A 22,824-nucleotide genomic window follows, 5' to 3' on the forward strand; every position below is an offset into this window, starting at 1 on the left:
CAACAAGTATGGCAACTTTAGATTCAAAAATTCCAAAAGGTCCATTAAAAGATAAGTGGACAACTTATAAAGATAAAATTGACTTGGTAAATCCTGCTAACAAGCGTTTAATTGACGTAATTGTAGTAGGAACTGGTTTAGCAGGTGGTTCTGCTTCTGCAACGTTAGCAGAATTAGGATACAACGTTAAAGCTTTTGCTTATCAAGATTCACCTCGTCGTGCACACTCTATTGCAGCACAAGGTGGTATTAACGCAGCAAAAAACTATCAAGGTGATGGTGATTCTTTTTACCGTTTATTTTACGATACTGTAAAAGGTGGAGATTACCGTTCTCGTGAAGCAAACGTTTACCGTTTAGCTGAGGTTTCTGCAAATATTATCGACCAATGTGTTGCTCAAGGTGTACCTTTTGCACGTGATTATGGTGGACAATTAGATAACCGTTCGTTTGGTGGGGTATTAGTATCTCGTACATTCTATGCAAAAGGACAAACAGGTCAGCAGTTATTATTAGGAGCTTATTCAGCAATGAACCGTCAAATTGCTCGTGGTAAGATTGAAATGTTCAATCGTCACGAAATGTTAGATTTGGTAATTGTCGATGGAAAAGCTCGTGGTATTATTGCTCGTAACTTAGTTACTGGTGAAATTGAGCGTCACTCTGCACACGCAGTAGTAATTGCTTCTGGAGGTTACGGAAATGTATATTTCTTATCAACCAACGCAATGGGTTCTAATGCAACAGCAGCTTGGAAAGTTCACAAAAAAGGAGCATTCTTTGCAAACCCTTGTTACACACAAATCCACCCAACATGTATTCCTCGTTCAGGAGACTATCAGTCTAAATTAACCTTAATGTCTGAATCGTTACGTAACGATGGTCGTATTTGGGTTCCGAAGAAAATGGAAGATGTATTGGCTATTAGAGAAGGTAAATTAAAACCAACTCAAATTGCTGAAGAAGATAGAGATTACTATTTAGAAAGAAGATATCCTGCCTTTGGTAACTTAGTTCCTCGTGATGTGGCTTCTCGTGCTGCAAAAGAGCGTTGTGATGCTGGTTATGGTGTAAATGCTACTGGAGAAGCAGTGTATTTAGACTTTAAATCGGCTATTGAACGTTACGGTAGAGAGCAAGCAAAATTAAAGCATATTACTAACCCTACGGCGAAAGAAGTATACGACTTAGGGAAAGCAATTGTTGAGGCTAAATACGGAAACTTATTCCAAATGTACGAGAAGATTGTAGATGACAATCCGTATGAAACTCCAATGATGATTTACCCTGCAACTCACTATACTATGGGAGGAATTTGGGTAGATTATAACTTAATGACTACCATTGATGGTTGTTACGCCATTGGTGAAGCTAACTTCTCTGATCACGGTGCAAACCGTTTAGGAGCATCTGCTTTAATGCAAGGTTTAGCTGACGGATATTTCGTATTACCTTATACAATAGGTAATTATTTATCAAACGACATTCGTACAGGAAAAATCTCAACAGATACTAAAGAATTTGAAGAAGCAGAAAAATCGGTTAAAGACCGTATTGATTTCTTTATCAATAATAAAGGAGAACATTCTGTAGATTACTACCACAAGAAATTAGGAAAAATCATGTGGGAAAAATGTGGAATGGCACGTAATGAACAAGGTTTAAAAGAAGCTATGGCTGAAATTAAAGAATTACGTGAAGATTTCTGGAAAAATGTAACAGTTCCTGGTGATGCAAATGAAATGAATCCAGAATTAGAAAAAGCAGGAAGAGTTGCTGATTTCTTAGAACTAGGAGAATTATTTGCTAAAGATGCATTAGACAGAACTGAATCTTGTGGAGGTCACTTTAGAGAAGAATCTGTTGAATTAGACGGACCACAAAAAGGTGAAGCAAAACGTGACGATGCTAATTTTGCTTACGTTTCTGCTTGGGAATATAAAGGTGAACCAGCTGATGCTGTTTTACACAAAGAAGAATTAGAGTTTAACGATATTGAATTAAAACAACGTTCATACAAATAAGAGAGAATTATGAATTTAACACTTAAAATTTGGCGTCAGAAAAACGCAAGTGATAAAGGAAAAATGGTTGATTATAAGGTGACCGATATTTCTGAGCATATGTCTTTCTTAGAAATGATGGACGTATTAAACGAACAATTGGTAAATTCTGGAGAAGAGCCTGTAGCATTTGATCATGACTGTCGTGAAGGAATTTGCGGTATGTGTTCAATGTACATTAACGGTGAAGCTCATGGGCCAGATCGTGGAGTAACTACTTGTCAGTTACATATGCGTATGTTTAAAGATGGTGATACCATTACGATTGAACCATTTAGAGCTGCTGCTTTCCCTGTAATTAAAGATTTGGTTGTTGATAGAAGTTCTTTTGAAAGAATTCAACAATCTGGAGGTTACATTTCAGTAAACACGTCTGGAAACACTACCGATGCAAATGCTATTTTAGTTCCTAAAGAAAACGCAGACCAAGCTATGGATGCTGCAACGTGTATTGGTTGTGGTGCTTGTGTAGCTACTTGTAAAAACTCATCTGCAATGCTATTTGTAGGAGCTAAAGTGTCTCAATATGCTTTATTACCACAAGGACAGGTTGAAGCGACTGAGCGTGTTAAAAACATGGTTGCTCAAATGGATTTAGAAGGTTTTGGTAACTGTACAAATACAGGAGCTTGTGAAATCGAATGTCCGAAAGGAATTTCTTTGGAAAACATTGCTCGTATGAACTCTGAGTTCTTAAAAGCAAGTTTTAAAGGATAAAATAGACCTTATATAACATAAAAAAAACGAAGCACTTGCTTCGTTTTTTTTATGCTCGATATTTACACACTCATGCCTTTTTTTAATTTAAAAAAATAAAAAGAATATACATTTGTCGCCGATGATTACAATATGATAATCTGTGGGGGACTATCTATTTACTAAATCAATCATATCTCAAATGAGATAAGAAAGCCTGAGTTTAAAAACTCAGGCTTTTAACATCTTAATTGTCTGTGTTCTATTTCCAAGTGTTTTCAGCTTCGTTACCACTCCAAATTACCGTAGCTAAGTAAGGATTATCAATAAATGGATTTCTATTTCCTTGTTCATTAGCCACAACATTATTACGTTGTATCTCTAAATCTGATACCGGATCTTCCGCGTTCCATTCTAACAATAAATTAACCATATTACTATCAGAGGTTGTAATTGATCCAACTGTAACATTTTTAGGTAAACATTGGCTCCCATAACGTACATACATATACATTATCATACGTGCTACATCACCTTTCCATTCATCTCCAGGGTACCAATTGCCTGAAACATCTCCTGCGTCACCAGAACTTGTAGCAAATTTTTTACTTGACCTGTCATTATTAAATCTTACGTCAGAAGGTCTTAAGTGATGTGCATCTGCTCCAGCCCCTGATGTTCCTAAATTTGGATTTCCTAAAGCCTTAGGATATACATGTTCTCTATTCCAATCTCCTGTATTTCCACCATTCATATCTTTATCACGAGTTCTATCTGTTACGTAATTTCCATCGGTATCATCATAACCATAAATTAAAACCACTTTACTGTTATCATTAAGGTCTAAATCTGATTGTTTTAATACATCCCAAACATCAGGAGTATATGATAAATTAGTTGTGTGAGTACTAATTATCGTTGTAGCTAAGGCATCTTTTAAAGAAGCTCCTGTTAACGTAAAGTCTACATCTTTATAATACTCTGATAGTTCAGAAGGAATCTTAAAACTACCTGAGTTTCCTTCTGGTATATTTTTTACATTAATTATTACTGTAGCTGTAGAACAGCTATTAGGTGTAATTGTACTACAAATAGTGTACTTAAAAGAATCTGTACCTACAAAATCTTGCGCTGGAATATACGTAAATGTATTGTTGCTCTCTGTAATACTTCCATTTCTTGCTGAAGAGGCCTCAAACGTTATTTTTATTTTTCCTGATGTATATGTGTCATTTGTTAAAAAACTAGGGAGTTCTGTTTCTTTATTTTCTTTTGCTTCAAAAGAGTCGTCAACTGCAACAACTTTATCTTCTGCTGGTATAACTACATTGTCACTACCTCCACAATTAATAAACAACACTATGATTGCTATTGCTCCTATTATTTTCTTCATAATTTTTAATAAAATAATTAGCCCTATTTATGTTTATCGTGCACCTTTGTTGGTACATTCTCATTCCACACAGTTAAAATATCTGTAGCTACACTTGCGCCACTTCCTGCAGCGATAGCAAACTGACTTCTCCAACCTGCTAAAGTTCCACAAACATATAAACCTTCTCTAATTAAGTGATTAAAGTTTCGTAATTGAATTCTATCTTTCATAGCATTTGCACGTGTATGTCGTTCTACATATTGCTCTAAACCTACTATATCAAATGGTTTAGAATAATTAAGCGCTATAACTACATTTTTGCTATGGTACTCTTTTTTATTTGTAACAACTTTATAATTATCTTCTTCTTCAAAAACAGCTATTACTTTCTCGTTATCTATTTGAGAAACCTCAGGGTATAATTGTTCTAACTGGTCTCTACCTTCTTCTAAAATATCTTTTCCTAAAGTTCCCGGAGTAAGTCCAAGAACATTATTAAACAATGCATCTTGTAAATGAGAAGAACGTTGGTGCATAATGATACCTACTTTTTTGTCTCTTGCATACTCTTTGGTAAGCGCAGAACCTAAAACTAAAGCACATTGCATACCTGATACTCCTCCTCCAATAATAAGTGTGTCAAAAACCATGTTACGCTATCAACATTTTAAAATTAGCTGCAAATAATTTAACTGCAATGGCTAATAAGATTACACCAAATATTTTTCTGATAATTTTAATTCCGTTCGGTCCAATCACTTTTTCAATTTTTGTAGAAGTTTTTAACACGATATAAATTACAATTACATTTAATAAAACAGCTACAATAATATTCTCAAGGTTAAATTCAGCACGTAATGAAAGTAATGTTGTTAAACTACCTGGACCTGCTATTAATGGGAATGCTAACGGAAAAACGGTTGCACTAATTGCCTCTTCTTCATCATCTCTATACAGAGTAATTCCTAATATCATTTCTAATGCTAGAAAAAACAAAATAAAAGCACCCGCTACCGCAAATGAGTGTACATCTATACCTATTAAGTTTAATAGTCGCTGTCCTAAAAACAAAAACAGAATCATAATAAAACCTGCTATTACTGAGGCTTTTTCTGATTGTATGTGTCCTACTTTTTTACGTAAATCAATAATGATGGGAATATTTCCAACAATATCAATTACCGCAAACAATACCATAAAGGCTGTAAAAATTTCTTTGAAGTTAAAGTCCATAGTTGCTATATTTTTCGCGTGCAAAATTATATAAGTAATGTTACAATCTAGTATTTTTGCATTTAAATTTACGGGAAGTTACTATAAACTTCCAATTTTAAACACAAATTATGTTTCAATTAGGAAAAACCATCGTTTCAGAAGAGCTTATAGAAAAAGAGTTTGTCTGTAACTTATCTGCGTGCAAAGGAGCTTGTTGTATAGATGGTGATGCAGGTGCGCCCCTTGAAAAAGAGGAAACAACAATTTTAGAGGAAATTTACCCAAAAATTAAACCTTTTTTAAGAAAAGAAGGAATTGAGGCTATTGAAAAACAAGGCACTTGGGTTACCAGTGATTTTGGAGAGCTAGAAACTCCTTTAATTGATGACGCGGATTGTGCCTATGTTATTTTTGATGACAAAGGTACTGCCTTATGTGCTATTGAAGAAGCATATAATCAAGGAGTTGTAGATTGGAAAAAACCAATTTCTTGCCATTTATACCCTGTTCGCGTAAAAGACTATAGTGAGTTTGCTGCTGTAAACTATCATAAATGGGAGATTTGTGACGATGCGTGCTCTTTAGGTAAAGAGTTGAGTGTTCCTGTGTACAAATTTGTAAAACAAGCGTTAATTAGAAAGTTTGGACAGAATTGGTATGATGAACTTGAAAAGGTAGCCGAAAAGCACTTGAAAAAATAAGATAAAAAAACGACGCTAGATAGTGTCGTTTTTTATTTTATGTAGTGAATTATTAATTGATATTTCCCATTATTTTTCTATGCAAACGAATAGCATACCCATCAGATAAGCCTGCAACGTAACTAGAAATTTGCATAATTCTATCATATAAATTTTCTTTGTTCTGTTGGTATTCTTGTGGTATTAAGTTCAGTACTAATTTATCATAGTTAGATTGTTTACTGTCAAACTTATTATTTAAAGCCGTTACAAAAACATCTAGAAGGTCTGCTATGATTTTATATCCTGCAACTTCTTTTTCAACAACCTCTTTACTTCTGTAAATTTTATCAACACTTAATTTAATTATATCATTAATCTGAGCTTCATATTTACATTTATCCAATAAACCTTTATCAAATGTCCCTTTTAAAATAACTTCTTCATTATCTAAAAATATAGCTACTGCTTCGTTAATTAACACTCCTATGGCTAAAGCGCGTAGATAACTTACACGGTCTTTTGTATGTTGCAATGAATGATATTTCTTGCTATCAATGGTGTCTTTCACCAATTTAATCATATACTCTAAGGCATAATCTTCTTCAATTAAACCTAGATTGATACCATCTTCAAAATCAATGATTGTATAACAAATATCGTCAGCTGCTTCAACTAAGTATGCTAATGGATGTCGGTAGTAAGAAATTCCTCCAGATTCTTTTTTTAATAAACCTAAATCTTGTGCTACATCTAAAAAAGCTTCTTTTTCTGACTGAAAAAAGCCATATTTTTTATCTACTATGTGATTGGTAGGTTTCTTTGGTAAACTCTCTTTAGGGTACTTTAAAAAAGCTCCTAGGGTTGCATACGATAAACGTAAACCTCCTTTAATTCCTTCTCTATTTTCTGTGAGAATTTTAAATCCGTTGGCATTTCCTTCAAAATCTATTAGGTCTTGGTATTCTGAATCGGTTAATTGATTTTTATACTGAAGCCCTTTTCCTGTTTTAAAATACTCTCCAATCGCTTTTTCTCCTGAATGTCCAAATGGCGGATTCCCAATATCATGCATTACAGATGCAGCAGCTACAATCGCTCCAAAATCGTTAAAAGTATATCCTAACTCTTTTAAATGTGGATGACGTTCTAACAGCTCCTTACCTACTCTTCGTCCCAATGTACGCCCTACAACCGATACTTCTAAACTGTGGGTTAAACGTGTGTGAACAAAATCAGTTTTTGATAATGGAATTACCTGTGTTTTGTCTTGTAAGCTGCGAAAAGCCGATGAAAATATAATTCTATCAAAATCTACCTCAAAACCCAAACGAGTTTCGTCTTGTTTTGCACGTTCACGTTTTTGGGTATCACCAAAACGTTTTAAAGAAAGGAGTTGTTCCCAGTTCATCATTCGTAAATAAAATTTTGTCGAAAATACAAAATCTTTATCCTAAACCTAGTTTTTCTTCTACATCATATTCTCTAATAACCTCCCTATCAGACGCAGCTACCTCTAACCATTCTGTAAAATTTTTTACCTTGTAATGCAAACATCCATCTATATAGTAAGCTAAAGACCATTCATTATCTTTTTTCTCTTCATGAGTTAACCAACACCATGCTCCTCCATTTGAATCTTCAGACATTAAAGAAAGTAAACTTTCTGTTATAATCTTCTCCTCTCCTAAGTAAACATATTCTTTTAACGTGTTATTATAATCGTACTCTTTATAAAAGCCTCCATTTTGGATGTTGTCTATATTTTGTACAAAAATCCAATCGCCTCCATCTCCAAAGTATTTCAGAAATATTTTATATGATTTAGGGAGTTTTAGAATTAACTTCTCTTCAATAATTTTAATTTCTTCATCAGTTAATGTTTTTCCAACATTCTCGTGAAAATGGTAGTTTTCTAATAACCTAATTATACTTTTAGAAATTAGGTGATTGTAATCAGGAGAATTCCTAAATTTATCTAATAAATATGTTGCTTTATTCCTAATAGCTTTTTTCTTTTCTATTTTTTCTGAATCAATTCTGTTATTACTCCTTAAAATAGCAACAGCGGCGGAAAAAATGCCAAGTATTATATAGTATTTTATCTCCATAGGCTTCTAAAATACAAAAAAAGAGAAGCCTAACAGCTTCTCTTTTCTCCCTTTTAATTTTGCTCCGACTCTACTAAGCAATCTTTAATAAATAATTAAAACTAATTCTTAAGATCCACACATTAAACAATCGTCTGGTCCTTCTGCATTTTTAGAAGCTTCAACCATCGCTTTGAATTCATCTGTACTCATTGGCTTGTCTTCTTCCTTCTTTTCTATATTTAACGTAAACTGCTTCGCATTTACAGCAGATTTGGTACGTAAATAATACATTCCTGTCTTTAATCCAGATTTCCATGCGTAGAAGTGCATTGAGGTTAACTTCGCATAATCAGGATCTTGCATAAATAAGTTTAACGATTGAGATTGATCGATAAAGTATCCTCTATGACGTGCCATATCAATAATATCTTTCATACTCATTTCCCAAACGGTTTTGTATAAATCTTTTAAGTTTTGTGGAATAGCATCAATATGTTGAATTGATCCGTTGGCACGCATAATATCTTCCTTCATATCATTATCCCATAAACCTAACTCTACTAAATCTTCTAATAAATGTTTATTTACTACGATAAACTCTCCTGATAATACTCTACGTGTGTAGATATTAGAAGTATATGGTTCAAAAGCTTCATTGTTTCCTAATATTTGAGAGGTAGATGCTGTAGGCATTGGCGCTACCAATAATGAGTTACGAACTCCATGTTTTTTTACGTTTTTTCGTAGTTTTTCCCAATCCCAACGACCGCTCAACTCATCGTCTTTGATTCCCCACATATTGTGTTGGAATTCTCCTTGTGACATTGGCGAACCTTCATAAGTTGAATAGGCTCCTTTTACCTTAGCAACTTCCATTGATGAGGTTACAGCTGCAAAATATAGGGTCTCGAAAATTTCTTGGTTAAGTTTCTTCGCTTCTTCTGAAGTGAATGGTAAACGCAGCATAATAAAAGCATCTGCTAACCCTTGAATTCCTAATCCTACTGGACGGTGACGATAATTAGAGTTTTCTGCTTCTTTTACAGGGTAATAATTACGATCAATTACCGTATCTAAGTTTCTAATAACCTTTTTAGTTACTTTAAATAACTTTTTGTGGTCAAAAAACTTATTTCCATTTTCATCTTCAGCAACAAACATTGGTATTGCAATAGAAGCTAGGTTACATACTGCTACTTCATCATCAGCAGTATACTCCATAATCTCAGTACATAAGTTTGAAGAACGGATTGTTCCTAAATTCTTTTGATTTGACTTACGGTTTGCTGCATCTTTATATAACATGTACGGAGTACCTGTTTCTATTTGTGATTCTAAGATTTTCTCCCATAAATCACGTGCTTTAATGGTTTTTCTTCCTTTACCAGCTGCTTCGTAACTTGTATACAAACGCTCAAATTCTTCACCATACGTGTCATATAAATGAGGACACTCGTGTGGACACATTAACGTCCAGTCAGCATCTTCTTGTACGCGTTTCATAAATAAATCTGAAATCCACATAGCATAGAATAAATCACGTGCACGCATTTCTTCTTTACCATGGTTTTTCTTTAAATCTAAGAAATCGTAAATATCAGCATGCCAAGGTTCTAAATACATTGCGAAAGAACCTTTACGTTTTCCTCCTCCTTGATCTACATAACGTGCTGTATCGTTAAATACACGTAGCATAGGTACAATTCCGTTTGAAGTTCCATTAGTACCTGCAATATAACTTCCTGTAGCACGGATATTATGAATAGATAAACCTATACCCCCTGCAGATTGTGAAATTTTAGCTGTCTGCTTTAACGTATCATAAATTCCATCAATACTATCATCTTGCATTTGTAGTAAAAAACAAGATGACATTTGTGGTTTTGGTGTACCTGAATTAAATAACGTTGGTGTTGCATGAGTAAAGTATTTTTTACTCATTAATTCGTATGTAGCAATTGCTTCGTCTATATCTTCTTTATGAATCCCTATAGCAACACGCATTAACATTTGTTGTGGACGTTCAACAATGTTTCCGTTTAGCTTTAATAAATAAGATCTTTCTAACGTTTTAAAACCAAAATAATCGTAGTTAAAATCACGACTGTAGATAATTGTCGAGTCTAATTTATCGGCATTATCCATAATAATTTTATACACATCATCTGATAATAAAGGAGCTTTATTTCCTGTACGTGGATTGATGTATTCGTATAAATCGGTCATTGTATCCGAAAACGATTTTTTGGTGTTCTTATGTAAGTTAGATACGGCAATTCTCGCTGCTAATTTCGCATAATCGGGATGTGCAGTTGTCATTGTAGCAGCAATTTCTGCCGCTAAATTATCTAATTCAGAAGTAGTTACCCCATCATACAGCCCTTCAATAACACGCATTGCTACTTTTACTGGATCAACAATCTTGTTTAATCCATAACACATTTTTCTAACCCTTGCTGTGATTTTATCGAACATCACAGGCTCTTTTCTGCCGTCTCTTTTTACTACATACATATTGATATTGGTTTTTTGGTTAATAGCGTCGTCAAAACATAGTTGTTTAGACAACATGTAAAATGTTAATACTAGTTTGTTTCTTTTTGAAACGATTATAACGCTAAAGCACTGGAAAAAGTGCTCTAGCTGAGTAATACTGCATGTAGGGGAAATAGCAGTTTATTGGTTCCTAAAAATCTGCATCAAAGCTGATGCTTCCTGTACCACCAGATTTTACTCCGGCTTTTTGGTACTCTGATACTCTTTTTTCAAAGAAGTTAGTTTTCCCTTCCAATGAAATCATTTCCATGAAATCAAATGGATTGGTAGACTCGTACTCTTTTTCACATCCGAATTCTAAAAGTAGTCTATCGGTAACATACTCTAAATATTGTGTCATTAACGTAGCATTCATACCTATTAAACTCACAGGTAAAGATTCGGTAATAAACTCTCTTTCAATATTTAAAGCAGAAATAATAATTTCTTTAATTCTTTCTTTTGGCACTTTATTTACTAAGTGATTGTTGTGTAAGTGTACTGCAAAATCACAGTGCATACCCTCATCACGAGAAATTAACTCGTTTGAGAATGTTAATCCAGGTAATAATCCACGCTTCTTTAACCAAAAAATTGAACAAAACGATCCTGAAAAGAAAATTCCTTCAACTGCTGCAAAAGCAATTAAACGCTCAGCAAACGAATCAGATTCTATCCACTTTAATGCCCAATCTGCTTTCTTTTTTATGGCAGGAAAAACATCAATTGCTTTAAACAACTTGTCTTTATCTTCTTCATCCTTAATATACGTGTCAATTAATAATGAATACGTTTCAGAATGAATATTCTCCATCATGATTTGAAAACCATAAAAGAATTTTGCTTCTGAATATTGAACTTCATTTACAAAGTTTTCCGCTAAGTTTTCGTTTACAATTCCATCAGATGCCGCAAAAAATGCTAAAACATGCTTAATAAAGTAACGTTCATCGTCTGTTAATTTAGAATTCCAATCCGTTAAGTCTGAATGTAAGTCAATTTCTTCTGCAGTCCAAAAACATGCTTGTTGCTTTTTATACCATTCCCATAAGTCGTTATGTTGAATTGGAAAAATTACAAATCTGTCTTTATTTTCTTGTAAAATTGGTTCAATCGATGCCATGCTTTTTAAGCTCTTTTTAGTGTGTTATTTTTTATTCCCTGAGATAGAAACAAAGATTGGAAAAATTGCTAAATTCTGAAAGCTATACTTATTCACAAATCCCTTGAAGTTTTTAACAAATTACTTTTCCTTCTTCAATTTACAACATTTTTATGTTTTTACAAAAACTTTAAAATCAATACTTTAAAATTTAAAAAAACGCTTGATAAGTGATACTCACTGAGTTTCTTATTTTGTGTTTTTACATAAAAAAAGTGACACAAAATGTGTCACTTTTTAAACTCTTATATTCTTCTTTTTTAAGGTTATTTTTTAACCTTTAAAACGTCTTCAATTATTTGTTCAATTTGTTTTTTTGGTAACGCTCCATGAGCCATTTGAGGGTCCTCGTTAGCAGGACAAAATAACATAGAAGGAATGCTTCTTATTCCAAAAGCAGCAGATAATTCTTGTTCAGCTTCTGTATCAATTTTATAAATATTAATTTTTCCTTCGTACTCTGCACTTAATTCTTCTAAAACAGGAGCAAGTGCTTTACATGGTCCGCACCAATCGGCATAAAAATCAATTATAGCAGGTAGTTCTCCTTCAAATTTCCATTCTTTGTTCTCTTCATAGTTAAAAACCTTTTTTAAAAAAGCTTCTCTGTTTAAATTTTCAGTCATGTTATTTAAATATTGTAATTAGGTAAAGGTAGTCGTTTTTATTTCAATAGGTTTACAAGGCTGTTTTTGTTAAAATCGTCTTAAAATCAATAGCTATGATTGTTTTTCTTCTAACTTTGGTCAAATTAACCAATTTTTTAATCATGAAAAAAATCCTTCTTCCAATTATTTGTGCAGGAACAATTTTAGTTTCTTGTAAAGAAGAAAAGCAACCTAAAAACAATATTAGTGTGAACTATCCAGAAACAGCTAAAAAACCTGTTGTAGATGAATATTTTGATACAAAAGTAACCGATAACTATCGTTGGTTAGAAGACGATAGAAGTGACGAAACTGAAGCTTGGGTAAAAGCAGAAAATGAAGTTACTTTTGATTACTTAGACAAAATTCCATATCGCGAGCAATTAAAAAATCGTTTATCTGAATTATGGAACTACGAAAAAGTAGGGACTCCATTTAAAGAAGGTGATTATACTTATTTTTATAAAAACAACGGGCTACAAAACCAATATGTTTTATATAGAAAAGATAAAGACGGTAAAGAAGAGGTTTTCTTAGACCCTAATACGTTTGCTGAAGACGGAACAACGTCGTTAGGTTCTGTAAGTTTTACCAAAGACGGAAAAACTGTAGCCTATGCAATTTCTGAAGGAGGAAGTGATTGGAGAAAGGTTATTATAATGGATGCTGAAACTAAAGAAATAAAAGAAGATACTTTAGTAGATGTAAAATTCTCAGGAATTGCTTGGAAAGGAAACGAAGGCTTTTACTATTCTAGTTATGATAAACCTAAAGGAAGTGAATTATCTGCAAAAACAGATCAACATAAATTATACTTCCATAAGTTAGGAACCCCACAAAGTTCTGATGAGATTATTTTTGGAGCTACTCCAGAAGAAAAACACCGTTATGTTGGTGGGTATTTAACAGAAGATAACAACTACTTATTAGTATCTGCTTCTACCTCAACTTCTGGAAACAAGTTATTCATTAAGGATTTAACAAACTCTAATAGCAAACTAACACCTATCATTGACAATTTTGATAGCGATACTGGTGTAATTGATAGTAAAGGAAGTAAACTATACTTAGTAACCAACTTAAATGCGCCTAACAAAAAAATTGTTACCGTAGATGCTTCAAATCCTACACCAGAAAACTGGGTAGATTTTATTCCTGAAACAGAAAATGTACTATCTCCATCAACAGGAGCTGGATACTTCTTTGCAAAGTATATGGTAGATGCTGTTTCAAAAGTAGTACAATATGATTTCGACGGAAAACTAATCCGTGAAGTAAAATTACCAGGAGTAGGAACTGCTGGTGGTTTCGGTGGAAAAACTGACGCTAAAGAATTATATTTCTCTTTTACCAACTACAACACCCCAGGTTCATCATACAAGTTCAATCCAGAAGATGGAACCTATGAATTATACTGGAAGCCTTCTATTTCATTCAACTCAGATGATTATGAAAGCAAGCAAGTATTTTACAGTTCAAAAGACGGAACGAAAGTTCCTATGATTATCACTTATAAAAAAGGGTTAGAACTAAACGGTAAAAATCCAACTATTTTATATGGTTACGGAGGATTCAATGTAAGTTTAACACCTAGCTTTAGTATTGCCAATGCAGTTTGGATGGAACAAGGCGGTGTTTATGCTGTACCTAACCTACGTGGTGGTGGTGAATATGGTAAAAAATGGCACAATGCAGGTACACAATTAAAAAAACAAAATGTATTTGACGATTTTATTGCTGCTGCTGAATTCTTAATCAAAGAAAATTATACTTCATCTGATTACTTAGCAATTAGAGGAGGCTCTAACGGAGGTTTATTAGTAGGTGCTACGATGACGCAACGTCCTGATTTAATGAAAGTAGCTTTACCTGCAGTAGGCGTGTTAGATATGTTACGTTATCACACATTTACAGCTGGGGCAGGTTGGGCTTACGATTACGGAACTTCTGAACAAAGCAAAGAAATGTTTGAATACTTAAAAGGATATTCACCAGTACACAATGTAAAAGAAGGAACTCAATATCCTGCAACTATGGTAACTACTGGTGATCATGATGATCGTGTAGTACCAGCTCATAGTTTTAAATTTGCTGCTGAATTACAAGAAAAACAACAAGGAAACAACCCTGTTTTAATTAGAATTGAAACCAATGCGGGTCACGGAGCAGGAACTCCTGTAGCAAAAACTATTGAACAATACTCTGATATTTTTGGCTTTACATTATTTAACATGGGGTTTGAAACATTACCAAATGCACCAAAATCTAAAATAAAAAGTTAAAAACTGTAACATTTTTATAAAAACTGAATCTTATTAGAAGTAAATTTACTACCTCGAGGCAAAATCCTCGAGGTAGTTTGTTAAAATTAAGATTCATTCAAAAAACATTAAAAATGAAAACCATTCACAAAATGCTGTTTACTACTGCCGTTGCTTCTTTAGGAGTTATTGCATGTAAAACAGATAAAAAGCCTGAAGAAAAAGTACAGGCAATTGTTTTAGAAAACATGGATACTTCGGTTAAACCTACCGATGATTTCTTTAGATATGTTAACGGTTCTTGGATTGATAACACTGAAATTCCTGCTGATGAAACTTCTTGGGGAGGATTTAATCAATTAAGAAAAACCACTACCAAAGATGTATTAGCTATCTTAAACAAGGCTATTGAAGAAGGTAACTTCCCAAAAATAAAAGATGCTGAAGGAAACGAAATAGATTCTGATCAAGAAAAAGCGGTAAACTACTACGAAACCATTATGGATACCGTAGCTAGAAATAAAGCTGGTAAAGCACCAGTACAACCTTTTCTTGAAAAAATTGAAGAAATTAAAAACTTAAACGACGTACAAACATTCATTACCAACATGGCTCCTTATGGAGGTGCTGGTTTTTATGGTTTTGGTGTTTTTAACGACCTTAAAAATAGTAGTATGAATGCGGGTTACATGGGAGCTGGCGGACTTGGTTTATCAAGAGATTACTACGTTGATGAAAAGGTAAAAGACAAACTTGAAAAATATGAGGTTTTTGTAGCTAAAATGTTACAAGAGTTTGGTGATGATGAGGCTACAGCCAAAAAGAATGCAGCAACTATTGTTGCTTTTGAAAAGAGTTTAGCTGAACCTAGAATGACAAAAGAAGAACGTAGAGATACTCGTAAAATTTACAACCCAATGACCCTTGCTGAATTAACTGAGTTAGCTCCAGTAATCGATTGGGAAGCTCATTTGAAAGGAATTGGTGTTGATCTTGAAGGGTTAGATGGCGCTAAAGGTCTTGAAAAGATTATTGTTACAGATCCAGGGTATTTCAAAGCAATGAATGATGTTCTTAAGAATAGTCCTATTGAAACTGTTAAATTATCACTACGTTGGAACGCTATTAATAATTCTTTAGGCTTATTATCTACCGATTTAGAAACTGCAAACTGGGATTTTTACAGTAAAGAAATGCGTGGAGCTAAACAACAACGCCCAAGAAACGAGCGTGCTTTAGCAAACTTAAACGGAGCTATTGGCGAAGCTTTAGGTAAATTATATGTAGATGAAAAGTTTCCACCTGAAGCGAAGCAAAAAGCTAAGGAAATGATTGATAACGTAATGTTAGGTTTCGAAAAACGTATTGCGCAATTACCATGGATGAGTGAAGAAACAAAAGAAAAAGCATTAGATAAATTACACAAATTAACTGTTAAGATTGCATACCCTGATAAATGGAAAGACTACTCTGCTTTACTTGTTAAAGGTTTAGATGAAGGTGGTACCTATTTTGACAATGCTGTAAACGTTCGTAAGTGGAACTTTGAAAAAGATATGGCTAAGTTAGGTAAAGAAGTTGATAGAACTGAATGGGGAATGTCTCCTCAAACAGTAAACGCTTACTTTAACCCTGTAAACAATGAAATCGTATTCCCAGCAGCAATTTTACAACCTCCTTTTTATAACTATAAGGCTGATGAAGCTGTGAACTATGGAGGAATTGGAGCTGTTATTGGTCATGAAATCTCTCACAGTTTTGATGATTCTGGTGCTCGTTTTGATGGTGATGGAAACCTTAAAAACTGGTGGACAGAAGAGGATTCTGAAAAGTTTAAAAAAGCAGGTGCTAAATTAATAAAACAATACAGTGATATTATTGCTATTGATAGCATGCATTTAAATGGAGAATATACTTTAGGAGAAAATATTGGTGATTTAGGAGGTGTACAAGCTGCCTATGAAGGGTTACAGGTTTTCTTAGGAAAAAATGGTCGTCCAGAAAAAATTGATGGTTATACACCAGAACAACGTTTCTTCCTTTCTTGGGGAACTATTTGGAGAACAAAAATGCGTGATGAAGCGCTTAAAAACTTGATTATGACAAATACACATGCTCCAGGGCAATACAGAGCTTATATGCCTCTTAAAAACGTAGATGCTTTTTATGAAGCATTTGATGTTAAAGAGGGAGATAAAATGTATTTAAAACCAGAAGATCGTGTAAGAATTTGGTAAATTCAATTAAAAAATAAGTACCTTTAAACCAGTGTATAAGCACTGGTTTTTTTATTTTAAAAAATTAATAATAGAGTATTGTATATTTCAAAAAATAGTAAGTAATTCGCTCACCTTAATTTTAAAAAATGAGACTAATTGGAAGGGTTGAAAAAATATCCTTTTTAAACTGGGAAATAGAAGATTTGCCCGTAAAGATTGATACTGGAGCTTATACTTCTGCGATACACTGCAAACATATTGAAGAAAAAGACGGTGTATTAGAGTTTATACTATTATGCCCTAAGACAGAAAGGTATAATAATAAATTACTCCAAACTACAAAGTATAAAGTTAAAAGCATAAGAAGCTCAAACGGAAAAAAACAAAAGAGATATGTTGTTTCCACATCCGCTATTTTTTACGGCAAAAAATATAAAATAAAGCTATCGTTATCAGATAGAGGTAAAATGAATTATCCAGTATTAATTGGTAGAAAATTTTTAAATAAAAAATTTATTGTAGATGTTTCACAAAAAAACATCACTTCAAAAGAAATATAAAAAATGAAAATTGTTGTTCTTTCTAGAAACCCTAAATTATATTCAACAAAACGCTTAGTAGAAGCAGGCGAAAAAAGAGGTCATGAAATGGTCGTATTAGATCATACTAAATGTGATCTTATTATTGAAAAAAAGAAGCCTGCTATAGTATACAATCATGAACTTATAACCGATGTTGATGCTATTATACCTCGTATTGGTGCTTCAGTTACTTTTTATGGTACCGCAGTTGTTCGTCAATTCGAAATGATGAAAGTATTTTCTGCAGTAGAATCACAGGCTTTAGTACGATCTAGAGATAAACTAAGTAGTTTACAAGTGCTTTCAAGAGCAAATTTAGGACTACCAAAAACCGTTTTTACCAATTACTCAAAAGATACCTCTGAAATCATCAAAAAAGTAGGAGGAGCTCCTTTAATAGTTAAACTTTTAGAAGGAACACAAGGTTTAGGTGTTGTGTTAGCAGAAACCAAAAAAGCTGCAGAATCTGTTATAGAAGCTTTTAATGGCTTACAAGCTCGTGTAATTGTTCAAGAGTATATCAAAGAAGCTAAAGGAGCAGATATTCGTGTTTTTGTAGTAGATGGAGTTGTTGTTGGAGCCATGAAGCGTCAAGGTAAAGAAGGAGAGTTTAGATCAAACCTACATCGAGGAGGAACTTCAGAAATTATAGAATTAACTGATGAAGAAGAAAATGCAGCTTTAAAAGCTGTTAAAGCAATGAAGTTAGGTATTGCTGGTGTAGATATGTTACAGTCAGATAGAGGTCCGTTAATTTTAGAGGTTAATTCTTCCCCTGGTTTAGAAGGCATAGAAAAAGCTACAGGAAAAGATGTAGCAAAAAGCATTATACGTTACGTAGAAAGAAGCGCTTAAAAACAAAACCGATACTCTCTGTATCGGTTTTTTGTTTATAACTAAACAATTACTTTTGTAGCTATGCTACAAGTAAACAATATTTCATTCACTTATCCGTCAAAAGAAAAAACTTTAGAAAACATCCAATTTACACTTCAAAAAGGAGAGCATCTCTGTGTAATGGGTGAAAGCGGTTGTGGGAAATCTACCCTTTTAAAAATTGTATATGGATTACTCGATGTTGATCATGGAAGTTTACACTGGAACGACACACAAATATTAGGCCCTGAACATTACCTTGTTCCTGGTATGGAGTTTTTTAAATATGTCGCACAAGATTTTGATTTGATGCCTTTTACATCAGTAAGTGAAAATATTAAGAAGTTTTTATCTCGATTTTATCCAAAAGAAGCTGAAGAAAGAACAAAAGAACTTCTTGAAGTTATTGAAATGACTGAATTGGCAAACGAAAAAGTTAAAAACTTAAGTGGCGGACAACAACAACGAGTAGCCATAGCAAGGGCTCTCGCAAAAAAACCTGAATTACTATTGTTAGATGAACCTTTCAGTCAAATAGACAACTTTAAAAAGAACTCATTAAGGCGACGATTGTTTTCTTATTTAAAAAAGAAAAATATTGCTTGTATTGTTGCAACACACGACGGAAATGATGCGCTTTCTTTTGCTGATACTATGATGGTAATTCGCAACCATAAAGTCATTGCATACAATAGTCCAGCAAACCTGTATAAAAACCCAAAAGAAAAGTATGTAGCTTCTTTATTTGATGATGTAAACGAACTCACCATAAATAAACAAACATTATTACTATATCCTAACTTACTTGAGATTACCAAAAAACCATCAAAATTAGAAGGAACTGTATTGAAATCTTATTTTAAAGGGAACTATTGGCTAATAGAAGTTGCGTACAACAACCAATCAATTTTTATAAATCACTTTGAAAGTATTGAGTATAAAAAAACGGTCTCTTTTAAGATAAAAGAGACTGTTTAAACCAATAATAACTATCTCAATAATTATTACTCAACTATCTTAAAATAAATTATTTTTCTAAAAAAATACACCCTTACCGTCTAAATACCAAAAGATAAAAGTGTATTATAGCTTCTTTTTCTGTTCTGGTTATAACAACCTTTCCTGCATTTAGAACAAGTAGTTTTTATTTTACCCTACCTTATGCTTTAAAAAACTTCTTTAATGGTATTTTTTGCTCCATTAAACTCAAAAGATTCTCCTTCTTTTTTTCCTAAGATTAACTTTCCTATGGGTGAAGATGGAGATACAGCAAAGTATGTTTTATTTTCAACAACTAACAAACCTACGCTTACACTAATAAAATAGTTTATGGCTGAGGTAGTAATAACCACGCTACCTAAATGAGCATTTTTTGAAGTTGTTTCTGTATTAATTTTTGCAAGTGTTTCTTTCATTTGAGCAACTCCGCTAAGTTGCTGACTCGCTTTTTCCATTTCTAACTGTAGCATTGCTCTACCTGTTTCATGTTTATCTCCTGCAGAACTCTTTGTTTCTGATTGCAACGCTTTTTGATGAAAGGTAATCGTTTCTTCTACTGTTTGTAAACGTTTATTCACATACAACTCACATTGTTTGTATAATTCTTCTTTAATATTCATTTTTTTACCTCTCTAAACAACATTAATCCATAAGTTCAGCTAGCTCCTTCCCTACCAAACTTCCTATGGCAACCCCCATTCCACCTAAACGAACTCCGCAAAACACATTATTTGAAAGCTGCTTTACAATGGTTTTTTTCTGATTTCCAACTCCCATAATTCCGCTCCAACGATGTTCAATTTCAACTTTAGTATTTGGTAAGATTGTAGTTTTTAAAATTTCCTCTAATTTATTTTGAATAAGTACTGTCTGTCCAAAATCAGTAGTTTCTTCACCTTTGAAATTAAGATTCCTCCCTCCTCCAAACAAAATTCTATTATCAATATTTCTAAAATAATAATATCCTTTATCTAAGTGAAAAGTTCCTTTAATATGGAGGTTTTTAATTGGTTTCGTAATTAACACTTGTGCTCTTGCTGGTTGTACTTTTTCGTTTAATAGCTGATTTGAAAACCCGTTGGTAGCAATAAATAGCTTTTTGGTATTAAATGTTATTTGATTTGTTTTTACTGCAACTTGCTCATTGTTTTCAATAAAGTTTTCAACATGAATAGTATTGATGATTTTGATTCCTGAGGACAACACTTTTTTTAACAGTTTCGCTGCCATTTTACCAGTATCAATCTGTCCTTCAAAATTATTGGTAATATAATTTTGATGAATATTTTTAAAATGAAACTTATTGTCATCGACTGTAAAAACATCTGAAGAAAATAACGGTTGTAAAAGTTTGTTTATAACCTCTTTTTTATCCAAACACGATTCATATAGTTCAGTTGTTAAAAAAAGTTCATATCCTTTATTTTGTTGAAAATCGATGTTTTTATCACCTAGGTTAGTTCTTAAAAGCTGTAAGCCTTCCCAACGTTTTTTCACCAAATTAAAAACTTCTCCTTCAGTATGTGTTTCTAAATCATCAATTAATTCTGATAAACTCCCAAAACAAGCAAATCCTGCATTTTTAGTACTTGCTCCTTGCGGTAATATTCCTTTTTCAAGAATAAGAATTTTGGCTTTCGGGTAATTTTTACTCAGTTGTAATGCACAGTTTAACCCAACAATACCGCTACCTACTACTGTAAAATCGACATCTTTAAACCATTCTTTTAATTCCCAATAACTGAAATTCAACTTCATATAAATCTGATTATATTTGTGACTTGGCACGCTCCTTGAATGTCTAAATGTAAACATTAAAAAACAACTCTATGAAATTAATTGGAATCTTAATTTTAGCTTTAAGTTTTACGAAATGTGCAAGTGTAAAAATGGAAAACAATCATCCTTTCAAAATAGAATCAGCAAGTTATTCTCATGTAACTGGTGGTGTAAAAGGTAGCTACAGCTCTACTAACTTAATTATTTATTTTGCTCCTGAAGAGTCTGTTGATTTTCAAAAAGTATATTTTCAAAATAGAATTACCAAAGCTGTTGTTGAGCAACATAATGATAAACAATACATCGCTGCTCGTTATAAAACCTCATTTAATAACAGAAAAGATCTTATTTTACATGCTGACCCTAAAAAAGAGTTTGGAAACACCCCAACAGAAGAATTTCCTTTCGAATTAAAAGAAAATGAAGCAATGGTTTCATATGTTGTAGGAGAGAAAATACACTACGTTAAAATAGAAAACATTATAAAAAAAGATAGGGTCTTTATGCAATAAAAACCTCAGCATAGAATAGCTTTAAACACCTCTTTTTTGAGGTGTTTTTTATTTTTGGCACGTAATTTGAAAACTTATTAGCATAACCATAAAACGAATGCTTATGAAACGTATAAAATTACTTTTAGTACTACTTATTAGTGGTGTAACACTTACGTCGTGTGTTGTAAGAAATGAAATTGTAGATGATGGTTTTGCTTTAAGCGAATATATTTCAAGTTATGATTTATGGTATGTAGATTATCACAGAACTACTGGTAGTGGCGAAGTTCCTTTTTTATCAAGAGCTTTTACCATTTCCTTTTTAAACGGAACCATGTATACAAATAACAATATTGTTGATGTTGGTAAAACAGGAAATGGTTTTGGTATAGCTGTAGGTAACTATGGCACCTACGGAACCGCTTTAGAAACGCGTCACGATATAGATGGATATTTTGAATTTGATGTAGTACAACTTTCTAGTAATGAAATTAGAATTGATGATTTGTCTCAAAATGTGAGTTATTATCTAGTAGGTTACCAAGTAGATACATTTGATTATGACATGTTATTTTATGACAATATTGAATATTTTTTACAAGAGTTTAAAGCTTGGGAAAGAACTGATGAAGCTGGAGGTACACCAACCCCTTTTGATAACGAGCATTATCTAAAGTTTACCCATGAAAATGATGTGACATTCTATTCATCACACGACCCTTTTGGCACAAATGTTGATTATATTAATTGGGACTTTGAAGGAAGTTATATTGTTAGAAATGTTACAGGTGAAAACAGCCTAAAATATTTAACACTTAATTATGATAACGGAGATACTGAAGAGTTTGATTTAACCGTTATAAATGACGAAACAATACGATTAAAACACGTAAGTTCAAGAACAACATATATTTTTTCTGGTATAGAATTTATACAATATTTAAAAGGAGAAAAAACAAGTACTACAAAACCAGCTGTAAGGAATAGCGGTAGAAAGCGTACTAAAATAGAAAGAGAAACAGTTCCGAAAAGGAAATAAAAATAAAGTTTGGTTAGTTGATTTTTGGTTGGTGTAGTAGCCAACTGAAAAGAACCGCCCTTCACGGGGCGGTTTTTCATTTTATAATAGTAGCTTAACATAAAAAAGTT

Annotated in this window: 19 protein-coding genes and 1 pseudogene; 10 read left to right on the forward strand and 10 right to left on the reverse strand. The window is 33.0% G+C overall.

The annotated features are described in order from the left end of the window. Nucleotides 1-8 precede the first annotated feature (8 nt). A complete protein-coding gene (locus MK851_RS01310; protein ID WP_303504816.1) occupies nt 9-2,024 on the forward strand; it encodes a fumarate reductase/succinate dehydrogenase flavoprotein subunit in 2,016 nt (671 codons plus the stop codon). A 9-nt stretch (nt 2,025-2,033) separates the two neighbouring features. Next, nucleotides 2,034-2,780, forward strand: coding sequence for a succinate dehydrogenase/fumarate reductase iron-sulfur subunit (locus MK851_RS01315; RefSeq protein ID WP_303504819.1), 747 nt, complete (start codon nt 2,034-2,036; stop codon nt 2,778-2,780). Nucleotides 2,781-3,021: 241 nt separating this feature from the next. Here the strand turns inward: MK851_RS01315 and MK851_RS01320 are convergent, their stop codons facing one another. Genes MK851_RS01320 through MK851_RS01330 form a run of 3 tightly spaced genes read right to left on the reverse strand, consistent with a single transcriptional unit; the run spans nt 3,022 to nt 5,367 of the window. Further along, nucleotides 3,022-4,152 carry an endonuclease gene (locus tag MK851_RS01320; RefSeq protein WP_320240801.1) on the reverse strand — a complete coding sequence of 377 codons (1,131 nt, stop codon included), beginning with the start codon at nt 4,150-4,152 and terminating at the stop codon, nt 3,022-3,024. A 23-nt stretch (nt 4,153-4,175) separates the two neighbouring features. Next, nucleotides 4,176-4,784, reverse strand: a complete 609-nt coding sequence (locus MK851_RS01325; protein WP_303504823.1) for an FAD-dependent oxidoreductase — start codon at nt 4,782-4,784, stop codon at nt 4,176-4,178. A 1-nt stretch (nt 4,785) separates the two neighbouring features. After that, nucleotides 4,786-5,367, reverse strand: coding sequence for a MarC family protein (locus MK851_RS01330; protein WP_115899595.1), 582 nt, complete (start codon nt 5,365-5,367; stop codon nt 4,786-4,788). Nucleotides 5,368-5,477: 110 nt separating this feature from the next. Here MK851_RS01330 and MK851_RS01335 point away from each other — a divergent pair, with 110 nt between their 5' ends. Next, nucleotides 5,478-6,050: a DUF3109 family protein gene (locus tag MK851_RS01335; RefSeq protein ID WP_303504831.1), complete on the forward strand. Its 573-nt coding sequence runs from the start codon at nt 5,478-5,480 to the stop codon at nt 6,048-6,050. 52 nt (nt 6,051-6,102) lie between these two features. Here the strand turns inward: MK851_RS01335 and MK851_RS01340 are convergent, their stop codons facing one another. The 5 genes and pseudogenes from MK851_RS01340 to trxA form a co-directional block, all read right to left on the reverse strand. Continuing rightward, the gene (locus MK851_RS01340; protein WP_303505505.1) at nt 6,103-7,440 is read right to left on the reverse strand and encodes a deoxyguanosinetriphosphate triphosphohydrolase; all 1,338 of its coding nucleotides are present in this window, start codon (nt 7,438-7,440) and stop codon (nt 6,103-6,105) included. 37 nt (nt 7,441-7,477) lie between these two features. Further along, nucleotides 7,478-8,140 carry an SMI1/KNR4 family protein gene (locus MK851_RS01345; RefSeq protein ID WP_320240802.1) on the reverse strand — a complete coding sequence of 221 codons (663 nt, stop codon included), beginning with the start codon at nt 8,138-8,140 and terminating at the stop codon, nt 7,478-7,480. Between the two features lie 108 nt (nt 8,141-8,248). Then, nucleotides 8,249-10,636: a ribonucleoside-diphosphate reductase subunit alpha gene (locus MK851_RS01350; protein WP_320241267.1), complete on the reverse strand. Its 2,388-nt coding sequence runs from the start codon at nt 10,634-10,636 to the stop codon at nt 8,249-8,251. 172 nt (nt 10,637-10,808) lie between these two features. Further along, the gene (locus MK851_RS01355) at nt 10,809-11,780 is read right to left on the reverse strand and encodes a ribonucleotide-diphosphate reductase subunit beta (protein ID WP_320240803.1); all 972 of its coding nucleotides are present in this window, start codon (nt 11,778-11,780) and stop codon (nt 10,809-10,811) included. Between the two features lie 305 nt (nt 11,781-12,085). Next, a pseudogene (gene trxA / locus MK851_RS01360) lies at nt 12,086-12,448 on the reverse strand (thioredoxin); the annotation flags it as partial. A 140-nt stretch (nt 12,449-12,588) separates the two neighbouring features. Between trxA and MK851_RS01365 the strand changes: the two are divergent. The 5 genes from MK851_RS01365 (at nt 12,589) to MK851_RS01385 (ending at nt 19,381) form a co-directional block, all read left to right on the forward strand. Then, entirely contained in the window at nt 12,589-14,748 is a 2,160-nt protein-coding gene (locus tag MK851_RS01365) for a prolyl oligopeptidase family serine peptidase (protein WP_320240804.1), read from the forward strand. A gap of 113 nt (nt 14,749-14,861) precedes the next feature. Beyond that, a complete protein-coding gene (locus tag MK851_RS01370) occupies nt 14,862-16,964 on the forward strand; it encodes a M13 family metallopeptidase (RefSeq protein ID WP_320240805.1) in 2,103 nt (700 codons plus the stop codon). Nucleotides 16,965-17,092: 128 nt separating this feature from the next. Next, entirely contained in the window at nt 17,093-17,506 is a 414-nt protein-coding gene (locus tag MK851_RS01375; RefSeq protein ID WP_115899602.1) for an ATP-dependent zinc protease, read from the forward strand. A gap of 3 nt (nt 17,507-17,509) precedes the next feature. After that, nucleotides 17,510-18,382, forward strand: coding sequence for a 30S ribosomal protein S6--L-glutamate ligase (gene rimK / locus MK851_RS01380; RefSeq protein ID WP_303504843.1), 873 nt, complete (start codon nt 17,510-17,512; stop codon nt 18,380-18,382). A 63-nt stretch (nt 18,383-18,445) separates the two neighbouring features. Continuing rightward, nucleotides 18,446-19,381 carry an ABC transporter ATP-binding protein gene (locus MK851_RS01385; protein ID WP_303504845.1) on the forward strand — a complete coding sequence of 312 codons (936 nt, stop codon included), beginning with the start codon at nt 18,446-18,448 and terminating at the stop codon, nt 19,379-19,381. Nucleotides 19,382-19,569: 188 nt separating this feature from the next. Here MK851_RS01385 and MK851_RS01390 read toward each other — a convergent pair whose 3' ends face one another. Next, nucleotides 19,570-20,022 carry a 3-oxoacyl-ACP synthase gene (locus MK851_RS01390; protein ID WP_303504847.1) on the reverse strand — a complete coding sequence of 151 codons (453 nt, stop codon included), beginning with the start codon at nt 20,020-20,022 and terminating at the stop codon, nt 19,570-19,572. 22 nt (nt 20,023-20,044) lie between these two features. Continuing rightward, entirely contained in the window at nt 20,045-21,154 is a 1,110-nt protein-coding gene (locus MK851_RS01395; RefSeq protein WP_303505509.1) for an NAD(P)/FAD-dependent oxidoreductase, read from the reverse strand. 77 nt (nt 21,155-21,231) lie between these two features. On the opposite strand from MK851_RS01395, the gene MK851_RS01400 reads away from it, so the two are divergent. Both MK851_RS01400 and MK851_RS01405 read left to right on the forward strand, forming a co-directional pair. Then, a complete protein-coding gene (locus MK851_RS01400) occupies nt 21,232-21,693 on the forward strand; it encodes a hypothetical protein (RefSeq protein ID WP_320240806.1) in 462 nt (153 codons plus the stop codon). A 103-nt stretch (nt 21,694-21,796) separates the two neighbouring features. Beyond that, nucleotides 21,797-22,714: a hypothetical protein gene (locus MK851_RS01405; RefSeq protein ID WP_320240807.1), complete on the forward strand. Its 918-nt coding sequence runs from the start codon at nt 21,797-21,799 to the stop codon at nt 22,712-22,714. Nucleotides 22,715-22,824 lie beyond the last annotated feature (110 nt).

This window comes from Tenacibaculum sp. 1B UA, assembly GCF_033978845.1.
Lineage (GTDB): Bacteria > Bacteroidota > Bacteroidia > Flavobacteriales > Flavobacteriaceae > Polaribacter.